Source organism: Treponema endosymbiont of Eucomonympha sp. (genome assembly GCF_001028545.1).
The window spans coordinates 1-20,887 of record NZ_BBPW01000005.1 but is presented as its reverse complement, the minus strand read 5'-3'; the positions used below and the strand labels follow the sequence as shown (position 1 = coordinate 20,887).

General features: G+C 58.2%; 14 protein-coding genes and 1 pseudogene. 9 read left to right on the top strand and 6 right to left on the bottom strand.

Going from position 1 to position 20,887, the window contains the following annotated elements; translation table 11 throughout:
* Positions 1–6: 6 nt before the first annotated feature.
* From AWU74_RS00565 to AWU74_RS00545, 5 genes are all read right to left on the bottom strand, one after another.
* Complete coding sequence (locus tag AWU74_RS00565) at positions 7–1,104, bottom strand: SPOR domain-containing protein (protein ID WP_162504587.1); 1,098 nt, start codon at positions 1,102–1,104, stop codon at positions 7–9.
* Positions 1,105–1,628: 524 nt separating this feature from the next.
* On the bottom strand, positions 1,629–2,594 hold the full coding sequence (locus AWU74_RS00560; protein ID WP_162504586.1) for a PGN_0703 family putative restriction endonuclease: 966 nt from the start codon (positions 2,592–2,594) through the stop codon (positions 1,629–1,631).
* Positions 2,595–2,706: 112 nt separating this feature from the next.
* Positions 2,707–5,364 carry a pyruvate, phosphate dikinase gene (gene ppdK / locus AWU74_RS00555; protein WP_062326595.1) on the bottom strand — a complete coding sequence of 886 codons (2,658 nt, stop codon included), beginning with the start codon at positions 5,362–5,364 and terminating at the stop codon, positions 2,707–2,709.
* An 832-nt stretch (positions 5,365–6,196) separates the two neighbouring features.
* Complete coding sequence (locus AWU74_RS00550; protein WP_062326593.1) at positions 6,197–7,246, bottom strand: class I SAM-dependent methyltransferase; 1,050 nt, start codon at positions 7,244–7,246, stop codon at positions 6,197–6,199.
* A 39-nt stretch (positions 7,247–7,285) separates the two neighbouring features.
* Entirely contained in the window at positions 7,286–7,933 is a 648-nt protein-coding gene (locus AWU74_RS00545; protein ID WP_062326591.1) for a redox-sensing transcriptional repressor Rex, read from the bottom strand.
* Positions 7,934–8,488: 555 nt separating this feature from the next.
* Here AWU74_RS00545 and proC point away from each other — a divergent pair.
* The 6 genes from proC (at position 8,489) to AWU74_RS00515 (ending at position 16,857) form a co-directional block, all read left to right on the top strand.
* Complete coding sequence (gene proC / locus AWU74_RS00540) at positions 8,489–9,316, top strand: pyrroline-5-carboxylate reductase (RefSeq protein ID WP_062326589.1); 828 nt, start codon at positions 8,489–8,491, stop codon at positions 9,314–9,316.
* Positions 9,317–9,804: 488 nt separating this feature from the next.
* On the top strand, positions 9,805–11,172 hold the full coding sequence (locus AWU74_RS00535; protein WP_062326587.1) for a TolC family protein: 1,368 nt from the start codon (positions 9,805–9,807) through the stop codon (positions 11,170–11,172).
* A 431-nt stretch (positions 11,173–11,603) separates the two neighbouring features.
* Positions 11,604–11,906 (top strand): hypothetical protein, encoded by a 303-nt coding sequence (locus tag AWU74_RS12520; protein ID WP_238580099.1) that lies wholly within the window; start codon positions 11,604–11,606, stop codon positions 11,904–11,906.
* Positions 11,903–12,508 (top strand): efflux RND transporter periplasmic adaptor subunit, encoded by a 606-nt coding sequence (locus tag AWU74_RS00525; RefSeq protein ID WP_062326584.1) that lies wholly within the window; start codon positions 11,903–11,905, stop codon positions 12,506–12,508. Before AWU74_RS12520 ends, AWU74_RS00525 begins: the two co-directional genes overlap by 4 nt.
* Positions 12,505–15,696 (top strand): efflux RND transporter permease subunit, encoded by a 3,192-nt coding sequence (locus AWU74_RS00520; protein WP_062326581.1) that lies wholly within the window; start codon positions 12,505–12,507, stop codon positions 15,694–15,696. Before AWU74_RS00525 ends, AWU74_RS00520 begins: the two co-directional genes overlap by 4 nt.
* A 780-nt stretch (positions 15,697–16,476) precedes the next feature.
* The gene (locus AWU74_RS00515; protein ID WP_062326579.1) at positions 16,477–16,857 is read left to right on the top strand and encodes a PG0541 family transporter-associated protein; all 381 of its coding nucleotides are present in this window, start codon (positions 16,477–16,479) and stop codon (positions 16,855–16,857) included.
* 59 nt (positions 16,858–16,916) lie between these two features.
* Here the strand turns inward: AWU74_RS00515 and AWU74_RS00510 are convergent, their stop codons facing one another.
* Positions 16,917–18,254 (bottom strand): hexokinase family protein, encoded by a 1,338-nt coding sequence (locus AWU74_RS00510; protein WP_062326577.1) that lies wholly within the window; start codon positions 18,252–18,254, stop codon positions 16,917–16,919.
* Between the two features lie 401 nt (positions 18,255–18,655).
* Between AWU74_RS00510 and rpsB the strand changes: the two genes are divergently transcribed.
* The 3 genes and pseudogenes from rpsB to AWU74_RS00495 all read left to right on the top strand — a co-directional run.
* Complete coding sequence (gene rpsB / locus AWU74_RS00505; RefSeq protein WP_062326575.1) at positions 18,656–19,525, top strand: 30S ribosomal protein S2; 870 nt, start codon at positions 18,656–18,658, stop codon at positions 19,523–19,525.
* 9 nt (positions 19,526–19,534) lie between these two features.
* Positions 19,535–20,371, top strand: a complete 837-nt coding sequence (tsf, locus tag AWU74_RS00500) for a translation elongation factor Ts (protein ID WP_062326573.1) — start codon at positions 19,535–19,537, stop codon at positions 20,369–20,371.
* A 96-nt stretch (positions 20,372–20,467) separates the two neighbouring features.
* A pseudogene (locus tag AWU74_RS00495) lies at positions 20,468–20,725 on the top strand (ribosome-recycling factor); the annotation flags it as partial.
* Positions 20,726–20,887: the final 162 nt, after the last annotated feature.

The window sequence follows — 20,887 nt, the reverse complement described above, 5'->3', positions numbered from 1 at the left end:
TCTGCGTCAGTCTATCTTTCGCAAAAAAGCGTCCGCATAGCCCTTGCTGCGGAAGCGCGCAAGCACCACGCCGCATTCGTCCGCAGTGAGCGGACCAACCAGCACCCGATACGTTTTTGACGCTATCTCCGCCAATGCCATTGGGTACGCCGCGCCGTATGCCGCAAGAATGTTTCGGATAGTGCCTTCGTTTGTCAGCGCCGCAATCTGTACATAATACGCGCCGCTTTTGAGCGTATTTGCCGCCAGTTCGGAAAAACCGCTGTCCGTCCCCGCCGCGGCTTTTCCCCGCCGTTCCGGTTCTGTGCCTGTCGGAAGCGCATTCGCCGCCGCGTCCCGTTTTTCCGTCAGCTGGGACGGCGGCGGAATCACCGCGGGCGGGTTCGAGACAAGCGCGTCAGGCGGGGCGTTCTGTTTCGGGCAAGTCTCCGCCCTTTGCCGGGCGGCAACGCCGGGAACCGCCCCGCTGGAGACAATCTCCGGTTCGGGCACGGCTACGCTGTCCGACGGATACGCGCCGATTCGGTTATCAGGCGCCGCGTCATTTACCCGCGCTTCCTCGACGCCGCGCTCCGTTCTGCACCGCCTGTTCGGTTCTGCCGCCGAAACAATGCCGCGCCGCGCTGCGTCGCCGTCCGGATTATCGGTTTCGGCGTTCCGCGCCGCTTGCCAGTCAAGCGAGTCGGCGGCTTGGCGTTGTCTCGGTTCAGCCAAAGGCGCGTTTCCCGAATCGGTGTCGGGGCGCGGTTCGCCTGCGGTGCGGGCGGCGCGTTCAGACCAGCCAGAACGTTTCGTAAGCGATACGCGCGCCGGAGAACCCTTCTGTATAGCGAGTTTTTTCGCCGCTTCGGGCGACAGCAGAATCGAAATCCCTTCGCCGGCGTCGGGCGCGCCGAGTATCAGGACGTCTGCCGTTATCTTTGCGGCGGGGTTTGCAACCGAAACGCGAGCGCCCGGCAGATACCCGGCGGCTTTTGCGTAATCGCCGGCCGGAAACACGCCCGTATCCGCCACAGAAGCCCACCCGTCAGCGGATTTCTCCGACGCGAACAGAAGCGGAGCGCCCAGTGCGCACGCCAACAGCACACAAAACGGTTTTTTCATATACGTTTTCCTTAGCCTTGCGAAGTTTGCAGGAACCTCCGGAACCCCGCGCATTCGGCGCCGAGCTGCGGGCGGCACCGAATGCGGCAAGCTGACGTCGAAGGCGGCGCGGGAATGCCGCGCCTGCGTTTTCAGTGTCGGCTTTTTCGGAAAAAAAGGCAAGCCGGGCGCTTCAACAGGCTGCTCCGGCGGTTCCAGACTGTAGTCTGACGTTTCAAAAGTGTACTTTGGAACCTCCAAAGTCAAATTTAGAAGTTCAAAAGTGCACTGCGGAACTTCCAAAGTGTACTGTAGAACTTCCAAAGGCAAGTTTAGAACTTCCAAACTCAAGTGTGGAACTTCCAAAGTGCTGTGTAGAAGTTCAAAACGTGCGTGCAGCGGTTGCAAAGGCGAGTGCGGCGACGCTGCCTGCTGTATAGGAATACGCGAGGCGGCAAAGAAAAAACGCAAAGAGGGAGGCGCGAAACCGACAAGTCCGCCGCGCCGTCGAGACCCGCGCTCCGCGGGCGCGGCGTTTCCGTATGTTATCTCCAATACCGTGCGTTCAGGTATTCCAGCAAACTCCTTGCGTCCGGCAAGTTCATTAACGGCTCAAACAGTTTTTCCGGCGAAATCACCTGATACTTGTCCGGTTTCTTCAACACGCCTTTCCACGCTTCTGAAATGGTGTTTCCATGCTCCCGCAAAAGAGGCGAAGTTACGTTGTTCAGCAATTCCAGATTACCGTCTGGGATAACGTGAATATGCACAAACTCGTCGCAGCAGTATTCATTGTGTTCAACCATTTTCCAGCCCAGCACTGTCTGCCGCATAAGTTGATAAAACGGTTCATAATACAGTGCCTCAAAGTTTGCAACGCTTATGGGGGAGTCCTCCTCTTTTAACAGCGGGTCATACCTATCGTGCCTATGCTGTCCGTCCGTTCCCTTATTCTTATTGTAATCCCCAGTGATATACTCCTCCGTATACTTCCACTCGATTAACACCAGAATGTTTTTTCCGTCATTCTTTTTGCCCAGCATAACGGCGTCAACAGAGGTGCTCAGCGCACCTCTTGTATGGTTTTTCTCCCCTAAATAATTTTTCGCGCCGATTATTTCAAACGCAACATAGCCCGCCTCTATATCAGGTTTTCCTATTTTTTCAGCGGAAACAATGCGGAGGTCAATTTTTTGCAAAATTGCAGCCGCAAAATCCTGTCTTTGCCGTAACGCATATAAATGATTAACGCAGGCGGCTTGTGACGACAATAAATGCGACGACGGCATACCTCTGTCTGATTTTTCCCCGGCAGCTTTCCACCACGGTATTGCATTCGCTTCAAAATACAGAATAGCGTCGTCAGCAATTCCACTCCATAAGGTTAAACGAGAATCCTGTAATGCAAAATCTCGTGGCACGCCAATAATTCCACCGCCGGGGTCATTAGCAAAAAATCCATTCTGTAGCAGTTCAATAGCCTTTGCGCACTGTTCCTCTCTGTACGACATAGTTACTCCTATAAAATCTGTATCATATCCCGTAAACGGGTTCAAGGGTTCTTGCCCACAAAAACAGCCTTCGGAACGGGCGTCCCGAAGGCTGTTTCGCGCTGCGGCTGGTTTATTTGCCGGTTTTCGCCTTGACCGCCGCCTGCGCCGCCGCGAGGCGGGCTATCGGTACGCGGAACGGCGAGCAGGACACAAAGTCCACACCGATTCTGTCAAAGAAATAGACGGATTCGGGGTCGCCGCCGTGCTCGCCGCACACGCCGATATGAATGCGGCCGCCTTTGGTCTTGCGTCCCAGCTTGACGGCGGACTCAATCAGCTTGCCAACGCCTTCCACGTCGACGGAGGCGAACGGGTCCGCGGCATAGATTCCCCGCGCGCGGTATTCGTCGAGGATTTTGCCCGTGTCGTCGCGGCTCATGCCCAGAATCGTCTGCGTCAGGTCGTTCGTGCCGAAGCCGAAGAAGTCGCACGATTCGGCGATTTCGTCGGCGAGCAGCGCGGCACGCGGAAGCTCTATCATGCTGCCGACTTTGTAGCCGATTTTCGCGCCTTTCTCGGCAAAAATCTTCTCCGCCGTCGCGTCTATCACCGCCTTCACAATATCCAGCTCCTTTTTGGAGCCGACCAGCGGCACTTCGATTTCGGGCAACACCGTTTTGCCCTCCGCCTGACACTCCAGCGCGGCTTCCAGAATCGCCCGCGTCTGCATCTCGCAGATTTCGGGATACGTTACGGCAAGTCGGCAACCGCGGTGCCCCAGCATAGGATTCGCCTCGTGCAGCGCCGCGCTCCGTTCCGCGACGGTTTCGTAGGACATGCCGAGGTGCCGCGCCAAATCGCGCAGTTCCGCCTCTGTGTGCGGCAGGAACTCGTGCAGCGGCGGGTCGAGCAGGCGTATGGTAACTGGCAGCCCGTCCATGATTGCGAACAAATCCTTAAAGTCCTGCTTTTGGTACGGCAGCAGCTTGGCGAGCGCGGCGCGGCGTCCCGCCTCATCCTGCGCCAGAATCATGCCGCGCATGTCCTGAATGCGGGACGGGTCAAAGAACATGTGCTCCGTCCGCGCCAGCCCGATTCCCTCCGCCCCGAACTCGCGGGCGTGGCGGGCGTCCGACGGCGTTTCGGCGTTCGCGCGGACTTCAAGTCGCCGCGTTTCGTCCACCCACTTCATGAATACGTCGAAATTGTCGGTCATGGCACCGGACACGGTCGGCACCGCCCCTTCGATAATCTGCCCTTTCGCGCCGTCGATAGAGAGCCAGTCGCCCTCGCGGACGACCGCGCCTGACGCGGTGCGCAACAGCTTTTGCGCATAATCTATGGTGATATCGGCGGAACCGGAGACGCACGGCGTGCCCATTCCGCGGGCGACGACCGCCGCGTGACTGGTCATGCCGCCCCGCGCCGTAATCACGCCTTCCGCCGCGTGCATTCCGCCAATGTCTTCAGGCGAGGTTTCTATGCGGACAAGAAGTACCTTTTCGCCCCGCGCCTTCCACGCCTCGGCGTCGTCGGCGTGGAACACGGCGCGCCCGACCGCCGCGCCCGGAGAGGCGGGCAGCCCCGTCGCAATGACCTTTTGGGGCGCTTTCGGGTCGAGCGTGGGGTGGAGCACCTGGTCGAGCTGCCCTGCGTCCACGCGCATAATCGCTTCGTCTTTGGTCAGCAAGCCTTCCGTCACCATTTCGACGGAGACGCGGATTGCGGCGGGCGCGGTGCGCTTGCCGCTGCGGGTCTGGAGCATCCACAGCTTTTTGTGCTCAATCGTGAACTCCATGTCCTGCATGTCTTTGTAGTGCTTTTCGAGCTTGCCGCGCACCGCCGTCAGCTCCGCGTACACTTCCGGCATAGCCTCCTGCATGGACAGCCGCCCCGAAGCGTCTTTGGCGAGCGGCTGAGGGGTGCGGATTCCGGCGACCACGTCCTCGCCCTGCGCGTTACACAGGTATTCGCCGTAGAACCGGTTCTCGCCGGTCGCCGGGTCGCGCGAAAAACACACGCCCGTCGCGCAGTCGTCGCCCGCGTTGCCGAACACCATAGCCTGCACGTTCACGGCGGTGCCCCAGTCGCCGGGTATGCTGTTGATTTTCCGGTAGGTTATCGCTTTTTTGGTCATCCACGAGCCGAACACCGCGCCGATTCCCTTATTAAGCTGCTCCCACGGGTCCTGCGGGAACTCCTTGCCGATATCTTTGCCTATACGCTTGAACTCGGCGACGAGTGCCTTCAGGTCTTCCGCCGCGAGTCCGGTGTCGGCGCGGCAGCCTTTGCGTTCCTTCATCTTCTCGAGCGCGTGCTCGAACAGGTCTATGTCCGCGCCCAGCACCACGTTGGAAAACATCATGATGAAGCGCCGGTACGAATCGTAGGCGAAGCGCTCGTCCTTCGCCGCGGCCGCCAGTCCCCGCACGGTCGCGTCGTTCAAGCCCAGATTCAGCACCGTGTCCATCATCCCGGGCATAGACACGCGCGCGCCGGAGCGCACCGACACCAGCAGAGGATTAGCCGCGTCCCCGAACTTCCGCCCGATAAGCCGCTCGATATGGGAAACGCCCGAACGCACCTGCTCCAGCAAATCCGCGGGATACGTTTTGCCGTTTTCGTAATAGTGCGTGCAGACTGCCGTCGTAACGGTAAACCCCGGCGGCACCGGCAGTCCGACCCGGTTCATCTCCGCAAGGTTCGCGCCCTTGCCCCCCAGCAGGTTGCGCATTGCCGCGTCGCCTTCCGCCTGCCCGTTGCCGAATGCATATACCCATTTGCTCATAGAACCTCCCTGTTGCGCCTCACAGTGCGCGCGTATGATTATTGATTTTCTAAACCTTTGTGTTGCCAACGCAACAGTCAACGGTACGCCAGTCGCTGCCCTGTTTGCAGGGCTTGCCACTATGCCGAGTTTCCTCAAGAAACTCGGGCGTTGCCCGCAAGGGTAACGCCCTATCCGCAGGGCGCGCAATCGTACAGTAGCGCGCCCGACCGTCTGCCGCGCATATATTCCCTGTTTTTCTCGCTTTAATCAAGGGGAAACTGCAGCAAACCTGCGGTTTGCTGCCGAGTTCGGCGTTCCCCTTCAAGGAGAACGCTTCATGCGCACCAACCGTCTCGCTTGGTGCCCGTGTCAGGCTTTGTGAAGTGCGCACTTCAGAAGTCGTGAAGCGCGCGTGTCAGGGTTTGAAACACGCCCGTGTTTCGACTTGAAACCTGCCTGTGTTTTGCCCTGCTTGTCGAGTTCCCTCAAGGAACTCGAACGTTCGGCTTTGCCGAACGCAATCTGCCCGTGTTTCAAATGCAGGGCACAGGCTTTGCCTCTCTGCCGCCCATATCAGAGACCCTTATACGCCCGCCTGTCGGTCTTGCAGACGCCCGCCGGTAAAAGAAGTTTTCGCCAACAGGCAAGAGCCTCTAATGCCGAGTTCCTTCAGGGAACTGCCGCAAGCCTTCGGCTTGCTTACCGAGTTTGCTTTGCAAACTCGCAGCGCAGAGGCGAGGCGTAGAGAGCCATAGGGCGGATAAGCGGCTACCGATTTATCAAGGAGGCTTCGTTGTAGTTTCCGTCTACCAGCCTGTCGACAGGCGCAAACCCCTATGCCGAGTTTCCCTCAAGAAACTCGGACGTTGCCCGCAAGGGCAACGCTCCAGACGCGGTGCGGCTTCGTCCCCACGAAATCCTCCGGTATCGTCGACGCCGTTATCTCCGTTATATCTAATGTTGAAACCTTTCCCCGCGCGGCGACAGCCGTTTGTTCCCTGAGTGTATCAGCGTCAAACTTCAGTCTTTTGCTGTTGGTCGAAAAATAGAGCGTCCCGCCTTCATTGAGGAGCGCGACGCAGTCGCCGACCAGAAACGCCCAGTCGGCGTTCAGGTCGAGCGTGCCGCGCATTTTTTTTGAGTTGGAGAACGTCGGCGGGTCGACGACAATAATATCCCACGTTTTATGCGCTTCGCGCGCCGCCTGCACGAAGCGGAGAACGTCGGCGCGGTGGAACGCGGCGTTTTCGCCCAAACCGTTCAGGCGCATATTTTGCCGCGCGGTTTCGAGATATGCGTTCGACATATCGACCGAATCGACGGACGCCGCGCCGCCCGACGCGGCATATACCGAAAACGCGCCGGTGTAGCAGAACAGGTTCAGCACGGTCTTCCCGCAGGCGGTTTCCGCGAGGAGTTTTCGCAGCGGGCGGTGGTCGAGGAAAATCCCTGTGTCGAGATACCGGCCGAGGTTCGCCCGAAACCGAAGCCCGTGTTCCAAAAGCACGCCGCATACCGATTCCGCCTCCGGCGCTTTTTCGTACTGCCGGTTCCCGCGCTGGCGCCGCCGCACCTTCGCATAGATTCGCGGCACGGGAATGTCCAGCTCGCCGCTCGCCGCGCCGAGCATTGCCGAAAGCCACTGCGCCTCGTCGGATTCGTCCTTCGGGTACGGGCGCTCGTACAGATACGCGAGCGCGCAGTCGAGCGGCTCCGCGCTGCCGTCCGGCAGCAGCCGGTAGCGGTCGACCGCGAGCGGGATTTCGGGTATGTCCTTATCGTAAAGGCGGTAGCATTCGACGTTGTTCCGTGCCGCCCATTTCCGCAAGCGGCGCTGTTTCTTCCGCAAGCGACAGGCGAACATATGCGATTGCTCCGCGGTTTTTTCCGCTGCCGTCATGCACCTACTCGCTACTGGCGCTTATTCGCTGTTCTACGCTCATTCTTTTACCCGCGGCGCGTGCGGTTGCATCATCACGCAGAGCATGGCATAGCCGGAGGTCAAATCCTCGCGCTGCACGGACACGCCGTCCGGCACCTTGATTTTGACGTTGGTGAAGTTCCAGATAGCCCTGATTCCCGCGCCCACAATCGCGGCGGCGGTTTCCTGCGCGGCGGCTGACGGCACGGTCAGCGCAGCGATTTTCGCGTCGAGCCGCGCGGTCACCTCGGCAAGGTCGCGGACGGCGTATATCGCAACGCCGTGAATGTCGCCGCCGACTTTCGCCTCGTCGCTGTCGAACGCGGCGAGGAAATGCAGCCCGTGGAACTTGAACTCCTGATAACCGGTGAGCGCCGTCGCCAGGTTACCCGCGCCGACAATCACGGCGTTCCGCTTCGCGTCCCAACCCAAAAACCGCTCGATTGCGGCGATGAGCGGCGCGACCGGAAAGCCCCGCTTGGGCACTCCGGTGATTCCGGTAATGGCAAAGTCTTTCCGCACCTGTATCGGCTCAAGGTTCAGTTCCTGCGCGATGACGGTTCCTGAAATAAAATCATAGCCTTCCTCCTGCGCCTGTTTGACCAGGTGCAGGTACGCCGGCAGCCGACGGACAGACGGCGCGGCGGGGATTTTCAGCCTGTTCATGAAGTTCTCCTACAGAATTACTCTGCTATAATAGCATAGGGGAGAATGGCTGACAATCTTTTCGGCGGCAGGCGGGTTTTCGCACACAAGACGGCCGCGAAGGTTTGCCGCCTATGTGCGGCAGTTCCTTGAAGGAACTCTGCACATAGGCGGAATATAGACAAGTGCATAAGGGCGGGGCAGAGGTGTTTTTGTAGGCAAGCGGCACAGCGCGAAGGGTGCATATATTATAGAGGACAAATGCAACACCGACTTTACCGAACGCGGCAGATAAACAGGGCGGGCGCTGCCCTCGGCAAGTCCGCTCGGTAGTCCCGGTAGGCGCTTATCCGTATTACGGCTTTATATCGTCTACCGGTCGGCTTTCAGGTAGGTACGGTATGTCCTTGCCTCTATGCCGAGTTTCCTCAAGAAACTCGGACGTTACCCGCAAAGGTAACGCATATTCTATAGAAGACAAATGCGCTGACGGCTTGCGCTGAACGCGGCGAGCGCTGCTTGAAAATCACGCCGCATATGTGTATAACAGGGCAACGCAAAATGACAGGAGCAGCTATGAGCACTGAAATTGACGAAATCGCCGTCGGGTTTATCGGCGCGGGGGCAATGGGTTCTGCGCTTGCAAAAGCGGTGTCGCGCGTGATTCCCGCCGACCATATCTATCTGGCGGATAGCTCGCCGGAAAAAACGCGGCAGCGGGCGGCGAAAATCGGCGCGCGCGCGGCGGAATCGAATGCCGACGCTGCCCGCCGGTGCGGGGTTATTTTCATCGGCGTAAAGCCGTATCTGGTCGCGGACGTGCTCACAGGAATCGCGCCGGAACTGAAGGGGAAAACGCTCGTCTCCATGGCGGCAGGCGTTTCGCTGACGGCGATAAAAGACTGCCTCGCGGAAACGCGCACCGCGCCCCCTGCGGCAACCGTCCGCATTATGCCGAACACGCCGGTGAGCGTCGGCGAGGGAATAGTCGCGCTCGCCGCTGACGACCGGCAAAATGCGGCGGCGGAACTGGTCAAAACGCTGCTTTCGCGCGCGGGCCGGATAGAACAGGTGCCCGAAAGCCTGATAGACTGCGCGGGAGCGGTGAGCGGCTCCGGTCCCGCCTACGGCTTTATCTTTATCGAAGCGCTTGCGGACGCCGCGGTGCTGCTCGGCATGCCGCGGAATCAGGCATATATCTATGCGGCGCAAACCCTGAAAGGCGCGGCTGCGCTGGCGCTCGAAAGCGGCGCTCACCCCGCCGCGCTCAAAGACGCGGTGTGTTCGCCCGGCGGCACGACGATCGAGGCGGTGTCCGTATTGGAGGAACGCGGATTCCGCGCCGCAATCATTCACGCCGTCCGCGCCGCGCATAACAAGTCGGCGGCAGTAGGGAAAAAATAATATCCGGCAGACACGCGCTTTGCCGCCTGCTGCAAACCCCGGAAATTGCGCGGTACAATGCCGGAATCGCTTGATGTTTCTTTATGAAATCATTATATTTTTCGCATACCGACTGCCCGATTTTATAGTTAAGCGGTCGGCGATAGGGTTTGCGCGGCTGAAAGCGCCTAAATCTTGCAGGAGCGTTCGGCGCAGTATCCGCGCCGCTTAAAACCGGATATGGCGTGTCGCAGGCGGATAAATGCCGCGACAGGCATTGACACTGTTTTCGCGCGGCGGTAAAATCAGCAGCCTGTATCAGGGCGGCACTTGAACAGGTCAATTCAACTGTTGAATAGACAATAGCAACACTTGATTTGACAATAGTGGCTGCCTCTGCGCCGGTTTCGGGAATGCGTCGGCAGGCGGAAGCAGGCGTCGCAAAACGGGGTTCCGGGCGTACTGGAACGGATTATTACAGAAGAATAAGTGTAGAGAAGGGAGTTTGTATGAAGAAAAGCGGATTTCGGACGACGGGCGCGGCGTTGATTCCGGCATTGGCGCTGGCGGTTTTTCCGGCGGGGGTCTTCGCCCAGAGCAAGGCTTCAAGCAACGCAGCGCCCGGCGGCGCGGCGGACGGGGCGGTCGCCATGACGGCGGAAGAGGCGGTGGAATACGCGCTCAGGAATAGCCGCCAGCTTCAGAGCGGCGCCATAGACTTGGAAATCAAGAAGCGGGCGAGCGACACGGCGTGGAACGCGCTTCTGCCGTCAGCGCAGGTGTCGGGCACGATGAGCCGCACAAACGAGATAGCCAGCGCATCAAAACCGTCAGACCCGACCGAGTCCGACCATTGGCGGGCGGCGGGGAACGCGAGCCTGTCGCTCGGCTTCAGCGCGGCAACGCTGGAAAGTATCCGCGCGGCGCACGTCGGCTACGAGTCGGGGCTGATTACGCGGGAGCAGGCGTTCCGGCAGACCGAGCGCGACGTGCGGAAGCTGTTCTACAGCCTGCTCCTCGCGCAGGAAAGCCTCGCGCTGCAGGAAAACAGCTTGGAAAGCGCGAAGAGCCGCGCCGCGCAAGCCGAAATCAGCTACCGGAACGGCAAGGTGCCGGAGCTTTCGCTGCTGCAGGCGAAGGTCGCGTACCAGAATCAGGAGCCGCAGGTGCTGAAGCTGCGGCAGTCGCTCGCGCAGAGCCTCGACACGTTCGCGTTCCTGCTGGGCATGAGTCCGGGCACGAAAATCCGGCTCAAAGGCGAAATCGCCCCCGCGTATTATGCGGCGGACGCCGACGCGCTCATTCGGGAGCACCTCGGCGCGCGCCTCGATATGCAAGCGCTCGACAAGAATATCGAGCAGCTCGCGGCGCAGAAAGCGGCGCTCGACTTGCAGGCGTTTACGCCCGCGCTTCAGGCTGGCTGGAGCTATCAGCCGACTGCGGGCGTAACGGCGCTCAAGAACAATTGGGCGGACAACGGCGGACTGTCGCTGACGCTGTCGTGGGATTTGGCAAACCTGCTGCCATGGTCGCAGTCGCGGCAGGGCGCGAAGGATTTGGAGGCGAATATCAGGAAGCTGGAGCTTGCCAAAAGCACCCTCCGCGACCAGGCGGTGAACGAAATCCGCCAGCTCGCCGCCGCGCTGGAGCTTTCGCGTACGCAAATCGAGGCGAGCAGGGCGAATATCGCGCTTGCCCAGCGCGCCTGCGACATGACGGCTTTGTCGTACCGGAACGGCACGACCGAGCTGCTGGATTTGCGCGACGCGGAGTCCTCGCTCAATCAGGCGAAACTGGGGCTGCTGAACGAGCGCTTCAGCTACCTGAGCGGCGTGCTCGACCTCGAATACGCGCTCAACGCGAAGCTGGCGCAGTGAGCGCGCGGCAGGAGACAGGCATTCTGAAAGTGCGGCGGTTCAGCCGACGGCGGGCGAAGCCTGCGCCCTGCATTTGAAACACGGGCGTGTTGCGTTCGGCAAAGCCGAACGTTCGAGTTCCTTGAGGGAACTCGACAGGCGGGGCGAAACACTCTGTTCTGCGTGTGCGTCTCGCGCAAGCGGTAGCATGAGGCACCTGCGCGGGCGGGCATGAGATACCTGCGCGGGCGGGCATGAGACACCTGCACGGGCGTAACGCGAGCGGAACGCCTAAACAGCAAAATGCCGCCGTTCGGGGCGGGGCGGAATAAAAAGAAGGAGAACAAGATATGGGCGGGAGACTTATGCGGCGGATTAGCCTGCGGGCAGAGGTTCTGGAAGCGGGCGCCGCCCGCGCAGCAAGAGACGCGGGCAGCGGAAGGAGAACGGGTATGAGGCTGAATGGCAGCGCCGCGCTTGCGGCGGCAATAGCGGTTTCGGCGGCGCTGGCTGCCTGCGGCCGGAGCGGGGCGCAGGGCGCGAAAGGCGCAGGCGAAGCGGCGGAAGCCGTGTTCGCGGTGAACACGCAGGTCGTGCGGGCGGAGAACTTCGACGCCTATCTGGAGTTCGGCGGAGACGTGGAAGCGGCGTCGACCGTCGACACCCGAATCCGCGGGGAAGCTCGCGGAGGTGTTCGTAAAGCCGGGCGCGAGGGTCAGGCGGGGCGAACGTCGACCCGTCGAAGCCGGGTATGAACTACGCGAAAAGCCCGGTGCGCGCGCCGATTGCGGGCACCGTAACATCGCTGCCGATGCCTGTCGGCGCGACGGTTTCGCCGGGCGTGTCCCTCGGCAAAATCAGCACGGCGAACGACCTTGAAATCACCGTGGATATCGCCGAGCGCTTCGTTTCGCGCATTAGGCTGGGGCAAGCCGCGCTGATTTCGTTCGACGCGTACCCCGCGGAAACCTTCCCCGCGCGCGTGGCGGAGGTCAGCCCCGTGCTGAACGTAGCGAGCCGCACCATGCAGGCGAAGCTCCGCCTCGACTCCGCCGACAGCCGCATTAAAATCGGCATGTACGCGCAGGTCAGGCTCATCACCGACGAGCGCAAAAACGTCGTCGCCGTGCCCTACGACGCGCTCGTGCGGCGGGCGGGCGACGCCTTCGTATTCGCCGCGAGCGGCGGCAGAGCCCGCCTGATTCCGGTAAGAGAAGGAATCCGCGTCGACGACCGCGTCGAAATCCTGTCGGGGCTGGAAGCCGGGGACGAAATCGTCGTGAAGGGGCAGACGCTCCTCTCCGACGGTAACCGGATAAACGTCGTGGCGAAGGCGGGCGGGGAGGGAGCGGAATGAATATCCCCAAGCTGGCGGTCTCTAAGCCGACGACCGTGCTGATTATCTTTATCCTGCTCGCGGCGCTCGGCGTATACACCGCAATCCGGCTTCCCATAGACCTTATGCCGGATATGGAGATACCGTATATCGCGGTGATGACGACCTATCCGGGCGCGGGTCCCGAAGAAGTGGAGCGCGGCGTAACGCGGCCGCTGGAAAGCACATTATCGAGCGTTACGGGGCTGAAGGTGCTGCACTCCACGTCGTCCTCGGGGCAGAGCGTCGTGTTTCTGGAACTGAACTACGGCACGAACCTCGACTCCGCCGGAAACGAGATGCGCGACCGAATCGACCTGGTAAAGGAGTACCTGCCCGGCGACGCGGGCACGCCGACGATTCTGAAAATCGACCCCTCGATGATACCGATTATGGCTCTGGTGCTGCGCGGCAGCCGCACGCCGGAGGAGCTTCGCGCCCTTGCCGAGGATATCGTGCAGTCGCGCCTCGAGCAGGTGGACGGAATCGCGTCGGTGAATATCACGGGCGGGCGCGAGAAGTCAATAAACATAGATATTCCCCGCGACCGGCTGGAAGCGTATTCGCTGACGGTAACGCAGATTCAGCAGATGCTCGGCGCGCAGAACGCGCAGATTTCGGGCGGCACGCTCAGCGAGGGAGACAAAAGCTACACGATCACCACGAGCGGGCAGTACCGTTCGCTCGACGATATCCGCAACACGGTGATTTCGTACAAAGCGGCGCAGTACGGCGTGTCGGCGTCGGCGGAATCCATACGCCTCCGCGACATTGCCGACGTGTACGAGGGCTTCAAGCCGGTGAGCACTATTGCCTATGTGGACGGCGCGCCGTGCGTCATGCTGTCGGTGCAGAAACAGGGCGGCAAAAACTCGGTGCAGGTTTCCGACCGCGCCAAGCGGCAAGTCGCCGAAATGCAGAAGACGCTGCCGCAGGACGTGGAACTCGCTGTCGCGTTCGACACCACCGATATGATACGCACCTCGATTTCACAGGTAACGAGCACGGTGCTTCAGGGCGCGATTCTGGCGATTATCATCCTGTTCATATTCCTCCGTTCCATAAAAAGCACGCTGATTATCGGAATAACCATTCCGCTGGCGCTGGTGATTACGCTGATGCTCATGTATTTCTGCGGCTTCACGCTCAATATCATGACGCTGGCGGGGCTGTGCCTCGGCGTAGGTATGCTCGTCGACAACTCCATAGTCATCCTTGAAAACATTTACAGCTACCGCGAGCGCGGCGCGAAGGTGGAGGTGTCGGCGGTGCTGGGCAGCCGCGAAATGCTTATGGCTATCACCGCCAGCACGCTCACCACGGTTTGCGTGTTCCTCCCGATGATTATGCTGAGCAGCCAGCTCGGCATGTACGGGCAGATTTTCAGCGGGCTGACGTTCACCATTGTGTTTTCGCTTCTGTGCAGCCTTGCGGTGGCGGTGGTGCTGGTGCCGGTGCTGTCGGCAAAATACCTGAAGCTTGAGAACGTCGGCGCGCGGAAGCGCGGCGTCGCGGGCGTGCTCGACGGCGCGCTCGGCAGGTTCTTCCAGCGGCTCGACGACGGGTACGCGGGTGTCGTGCGCGGCGCGCTCCGCCATAAAAAGCCGGTCGTGCTCGCCGTGTCCCTGCTCTTTATCGGGAGTGTTGCGCTGGTGGCAACAGGCGCGGTGCCGTTCATCCTAATGCCAAGCCAAAACTCCGACCGGATTACGGTGGACGTGGCGCTGCCGAAGGGGACGCGCATAGAGACGACCGAAGCGCTCTGCCGCCAAATCGAAGACCTTGCGCGGAGGGAAATCAAGGGCGTGAAGAGCTCGCGGCTGTCGGCGGGCAACAGCGGAATGCTGGGCACGAGCGGCTCCGCCAGCTCCGGCTCGGTGAGCGTAGAACTGTACCCGGATAAGGAGCGGCGCAAAAACGGCTACGACGGCGAAGCCGCCGCGAAGGAAAAGCTCCGCCGGCACTTCAACTCGTTCCCCGGCGCGACGCTGTCGTTCGGCGAGTCGGGCATGAGCATGGGCAGCGGTTCGGGCGGCGTCGACGTGGAGATTCGGAGCGACGACCTTGCGCTCGCGCGGGACACGGCGAACGCCATAGTCGCGCTGCTGAAAGACAAGGCGGCGGACTACGTGACTGACCCGAAGAGCAGCCTTGAGGACGGCTTGCCGCAGGTGGATATCGAGGTAGACCGCAGCCGCCTGTACGACCTGGGGCTAAACATAGCCGGCGTGGGGAACGAAATCCGCGCAAACATAAACGGCGCGACGGCGGGACGGTATCAGGATGCGGGCAAGGAAATAGACATTGTCGTCGCGCTCAGCGAAGATGACCGCGCGCACCTGAACGACCTGTCGGGCATATTCGTGAACAACTCGTCGGGGCAGCGCATTCCGGTGTCCAGCTTCGCTTCCTACCGCGAGACGACGTCGCCCGTGTCGATAAGCCGCGAGGACCAGACGCGCACCGTGCACGTTACGGCGACGCCGCAGAAACTTATCTCCGGCGCGGACGGCAAGCGGAAGCCGCTGTCTATCGGCGCGGTGCAGCAGCAGGTGGAGCGCGTCGTCAGGGAAAACCTGCCGGAAGACAACAGCGTGCGCATTACCTACGCGGGCGACAGCAAGCAGTTCTTCGAGTACCTGCAAACCTTTCTCGCCATAATCGTCATGGCGGTGGCGCTGGTGTTCGCGGTCATGGCGAGCCAGTTTGAATCGTTCAAGGACCCGTTCATCGTCATATTCTGCATTCCGCTATCGTTCGTCGGCATAGTCATGCTGCACCTGCTGACGGGCGAGACGCTCAGCATTATCACGGCGGTCGGCTTGCTCATTCTGGTCGGAATCATCGTGAACAACGGAATCGTGCTCGTGGACTACACGAACCTTCTGCGGAAGCGGGGCTTGGCGCTGGAGGAGGCGTGCGCGGAGGCGGCGAGAAACCGTCTGCGCCCGATTCTCATGACGACGCTGACGACCGTGCTCGGCTTGCTGCCTATGGCGTTCTTCCCCGGCGAGGGGTCGGAGATGACGCAGCCTATCGGCAAGACGGTGCTGGGCGGCTTGAGCTTCGGTACGCTGATGACGCTGTTCCTCATGCCCGTGCTGTACGCCATATTCAATAAAAAAAGCGAGCGGAAGCGGCTTGCGCGTTCCCAACGTCCAGGTTCTTGAAAGAACTCGGCAGATAGGCGAGGCATAGGCAAGAGAATCTCTCACCGGTAGGTGAGAGATTCTCTGCACCGTAATACAGAGAGTCTCTGCACTGTAGCACAGAGCGCCTCTGCATTATGGCACAGAGCCGCTCTGCTTTTTGCCGTGAGTCTGCAACACAGGGGAACGCGAAATTCGACAGAGAGGCGAAGCGGCTACCAAATGCCCTGCCGACGGGTTTCCGCGCACGTGGCGGAAGGCGGGGATAAGGGGCTTTACCCCACTGCCGAGTTTCCTCAAGGAACTGCCGTACGCTGGAAGCGTGCTACCGAGTTTGCTCTGTAAACTCGCGGCATAGAGGCAGAGCCGAACGCTTGCGGCGCACAGGCATAATAATGGAGGCTCTCCACACCGTAGTATGGAGAGCCTCCATATTCCGACGGGGAGCAAACCCCGCTGTCTCGGCAACAGCCCGATGAATGCCCGCCACACGGCTTTGCCGCTATGCCGCGAGTCTGCAACATACGGTTTTAACTTTATGTCGAGTTCCTTGAAGGAACTCGGACGTTCCCCGTAAGGGGAACGCGGAACGCTTGCGGCAGCCGCGCAGAGGCGGGAACCATTCCCTGTTATAAAAAAAGTGCGTTTTATCGCAAAAAGAAGCCCTTTCTGCTGCGGTTTCGTGCTATAATAGGGCAGTATTCCGCATTATGACAGGGAGAGCTTCCGCGCGGCAATAGGGAAGCCTTCCGCGCCATAGCGTGGAGATTCTACAGAATACGGACAAGAAAGCTTCCTATTTTGGCAGGAAAGCAGGCGGGATTCATCGCGCGGGCAGACGCGACAAACGAAACGGCGGGAAACGGTTCCCGCATAAGGAGACGACAAATGCAGAATATTCGGCTGGAACTTATCATGAGCCAAGCGATAGAGGATGATTTTTTGAGCGGCCTCGAAGCCGCCGCGCCGGACGCCAAGTACACGCAGTATGCGGACGCCGCAGGGCGCGGGTATTCCGCGCCGAAGCTGGGCAGCTCGGTTTGGCCACAGCTCAACACCGTGTTCGTGCTGTGCTGCGAGGCGGACGAGGCGGAAACGGTGCTGGGCGTGGTGCGCGGACTCCGCGAGCGCTATGCGGGCGAAGGGCTGGCGTGCTTCAAAAGCGAGGTTGCCGAGGTATAACATAAAAAAAGGCACCGTTGCTTGCGCAGCGGTGCCTTCGGTTTGCGGGATAATGCCTGTTACCCGCAGAGACCGGCGATTGCGGTGCCAACGGTAATGGCGTTATCGAAACTGACCAATTCGTAGTACAGGTGGCGCTCTTTGGTCAGCACCGCTTCAAGGTGCCCGATGATTCGGGGCTTGAGGTTGTGCGTCTTTGCAAACGCCGTGCCTTCGCAGAGCACACACACCGGACGCGCAGGGTGCGCGCCCTTGCCGGACTTTATCACCGAGGCGGCTATCAACGCTGCCATATACCGCGCGCAACGCTCGACAAATGCGTCCAGAATGCCGTAGAGCAGGTGATAATCGGCGTCAGTGCCGCGCGCGGCGATTTCGCCGAGCAAGGTGTCCGTGCGGTAGGGTCCGTACAAGAACTGATCCATATCTTTCAGCGTCAAGGCAAACGAATCGCCGAACGCGCGCGCAACCGCGCTTGAAAAAAGCCCGTCCGTCGCCGCCTGTTTGAGTGCTTCGCCTGCGGCTTGACCGATATACCCGCCGGAACACATTTTTTCAGTGATATGCACGCCGGGAGTCGTCGTTTTTTTATCCGCAGCGAGGTCAAACGCGCTCTGCGTTACCTTGTTGAAGTTGCCCGATTCGCAGACGATAATCTGGCTTTTAGGCGCATTTGGTACCCCCGCGATTTTAGGTATTGCTCCCGATTCTATGTACGCGGTATTCATGCCGGTGCCCAAAATCAACCCGACAAACGAGTCGTACCGCCTGCCGTCCGCGATATTCGCCGCGCCTGCAAGCAATGCCGCGACCGTGTCGTTCAGCAAGGTGATTTTTTCAGGGCGGTTCCAGCCTTTGGCAGCGAGAGACGTGGCGAGGTTTGCGCCGACTTTTGTGCCGATAACTTCCGGCGCTTTCACTTCTTTTGAGAAATAGATGACTTCCCCGTCGCCGTCCGGCAGTATCTTCATCGGATATGAAAAACAAAAACCTACCCGCGTTGCCTTGTTTTTCAGGTGCGCGAGGTTTTCCGCCATTGCGCCGTAAAACTCAGATTTTGACAGTTCGCGGTCTATCGCCGGCATCGTGGAGCGCTGCAACAGCGAAATGTCGCTTTTGCCGCTCCCGTCAAACGATACCAGACACGAGCGGAAATTCGTGCCGCCCGCGTCGATTACCACCACCGACTGATTCTTCGGAGACGTTTCAGGCGGCAGCATCCACGTCGGAATCATGGCGTGCGAAGACGCCATTGCTCCCTGCGTTTCACCTGAGTTTTCCCGTAAACCACGCTCCATGTCATACAGCAGCGCGTCAATTATTCCGTTGACGCCGACGCCTTCGGAGTCGAAACCATACTGCCCCAAAAAAGCCGATAAGATTCGATTTTCATTCATTGGAAACAACCTCCGTATCAGAATGCTGAAATGTTACCACACTTTTTGCCGGATTGCAAGGATTATTAAAACTTATGGGGTTACCTGCTTTAGGTAGTGTCATACAGGTAAACATACGCAATAGCTATATTTATTTTGAGCGATCTTTTTGACAAGATGTATTCGCTTTTCGAATTGAAATCTTGACGGGGCAACGCAACGACTTGTCAAGATTCGCTCTATTATGGTATATTGTTGTTGCAACGCGCTTCTCTTGCGGAACGCGTTGTTGGGTTTGCTGGTTACCTGTGTTCCAGAAACACCGATTTTCCGGACAACGGTTTTGCTCAGTGCGATTAAAACAAGTAGCCTGAGAAATAGAAAAACGGCATACCGATGGTTTTGCTGACGAAGGAGTAATCATGGCAGTAGTAACTATGAAAAATTTGCTTGAATCTGGTGTGCACTTCGGACATCAGGTCAAGCGTTGGGATCCGCGGATGGGGAAATACATTTTCGCCGAACGAAATGGAATTCACATCATTGATTTGCAAAAGACAATTGCAGCGATAAAAGCTGCCTATGATGCCGTCCGCAAAATAACGACTTCAGGAAAATCGGTATTGCTGGTCGGAACCAAAAAACAGGCACAACAGGCAGTCGCCAAAGAAGCGGAACGCTGCGGCATGTTCTACGTGAACAATCGCTGGCTTGGCGGGATGCTCACGAATTTTTCTACTATTAAAAAATCTTTGCTCCGACTCAAGAAGCTTGAAAAGATGGAAGTAGACGGCACATTCGTAAGTCTCACCAAAAAAGAAATCGCAACCCTGCAAAAAGAAAAAACTAAACTCGAAAAAAACCTCGCCGGCATCAAAGAGATGAAAGAACTCCCTGGCATTATTTTTGTAGTTGACACGCAAAAAGAAACGATTGCGGTGGCGGAAGCAAAAAAAATGCATATCCCGATTATCGCCGTGGTTGATACGAACTGTAATCCCGAAGGTATTGACTATCCTATTCCAGGCAACGACGATGCGATACGCGCTATTACGTTGTTCGCCCAAATCATTGCCAACGCTGTTATCGAAGCTGACAATGAGGCTGGACTGAAAATTATCGAAAGTTTTCAGGACGACGAAGAAATAGACGGCGCTACCAATAAAGACGAAGATATGGAAATCATCGACTACAGCAACTATACGCCTTCTGATATAAAAGAATCCGATAAAACCTCAAACGACTCAGAAGACGGTTTGGTCGATGGAAGCAATTTGTACAGCGAGAAATAGGAGAAATTGGTGGACATAAAAACGTCTGATGTGAAAGCGTTACGCGAAAAAACCAGTGCCGGCATGATGGAATGTAAAAAAGCACTCGCTGAAACGAATGGCGACGCGAAGGCAGCGGAAAAACTATTGAAAGAAAAGGGACTTGCTGCTGTTGAAAAAAGAACGAGCCGAGCGACTAGCGAAGGGCGCATCTTTATCGCGGTAAAGAGCGACAAAGCGTTGCTATGTGAAGTTACCTGTGAGACCGATTTTGTGGCAAAAAACGATGATTTCATTAAAATCGGCAACAAAATCGCGGAAAAGGCGCTGGCGAAAGGCTATACCGACGTGAACGATGAGCTTTCGGGGGTGCTGCTTGACCTTGCGACGAGAGTCCGCGAAAATATGATGCTCCGGAGAATTCGTGCCATCAATATTCCGTCAGGATCGGTTGCGTCAAAATATGTCCACACCGACGGGAAGATTGGCGTGGTTGTCGTACTAGGCGTTGAACCGACTGAAAAGGCGGCGGATACGGCGATCACCGAATTCGCGTTTGACTGCTGCCTGCATATCGCAGCATATACTCCGCGATATAACACGCGAAATGACGTTGACTCCGCCTATCTTGCGGAACAGAAAGAGATTTTTGTCAAACAAGTTGCCGATCTTGACAAACCGGATAAAGTAAAGGAAAGCATTGCCGACGGAAAGCTTAACAAGCATTTTTCTGACATCTGCTTTATGGAACAACCGTTCGTAAAGGATGACAAAGTATCTGTTGCAAAGAAAATGGCGGAAATCGGTAGTAAAATCGGCGCGAAAATAGCACTTATAAACGCGACGCTGTTTCAGTTAGGGGTATAAACAAACAGCGAGATTTTAGGTACTATTCTCTCTAAAGATTTAAGGCGCAGAAGGTTTTGCCTTTCTGCGTTTTTCGTCTGTATAATGAGGCGTGATATGATAGAAAATGACGGCAGTGCGAGGATGGTAAAAACCGTCGCGGCATTCAAAGATGAATTGAACGCAATTCGGACGGGAAGGGCGAGCGCGGTGCTGTTTGATAAAATTCGCGTGGAATACTATGGTGAAAAAACACCGCTCGCGCAGGTAGCACAAATTTCGGTGCCGGAAGCACGGATGCTCGTAATACAACCTTTCGACAAAACGATCATAGGTGAAATCGAGAAGGAAATTCAAAAATCAGAACTGAGGCTTTTTTGGGGCAGTATGGTTTCGACTCCGAAGGCGTCGGCGTCAACGGAATAATTGACGCGCTGCTGTATGACATGGAGCGTGGTTTACGGGAAAACTCAGGTGAAACGCAGGGAGCAATTGCGTCTTCGCACGCCTTGATTCCGACGTGGATGCTGCCGCCTG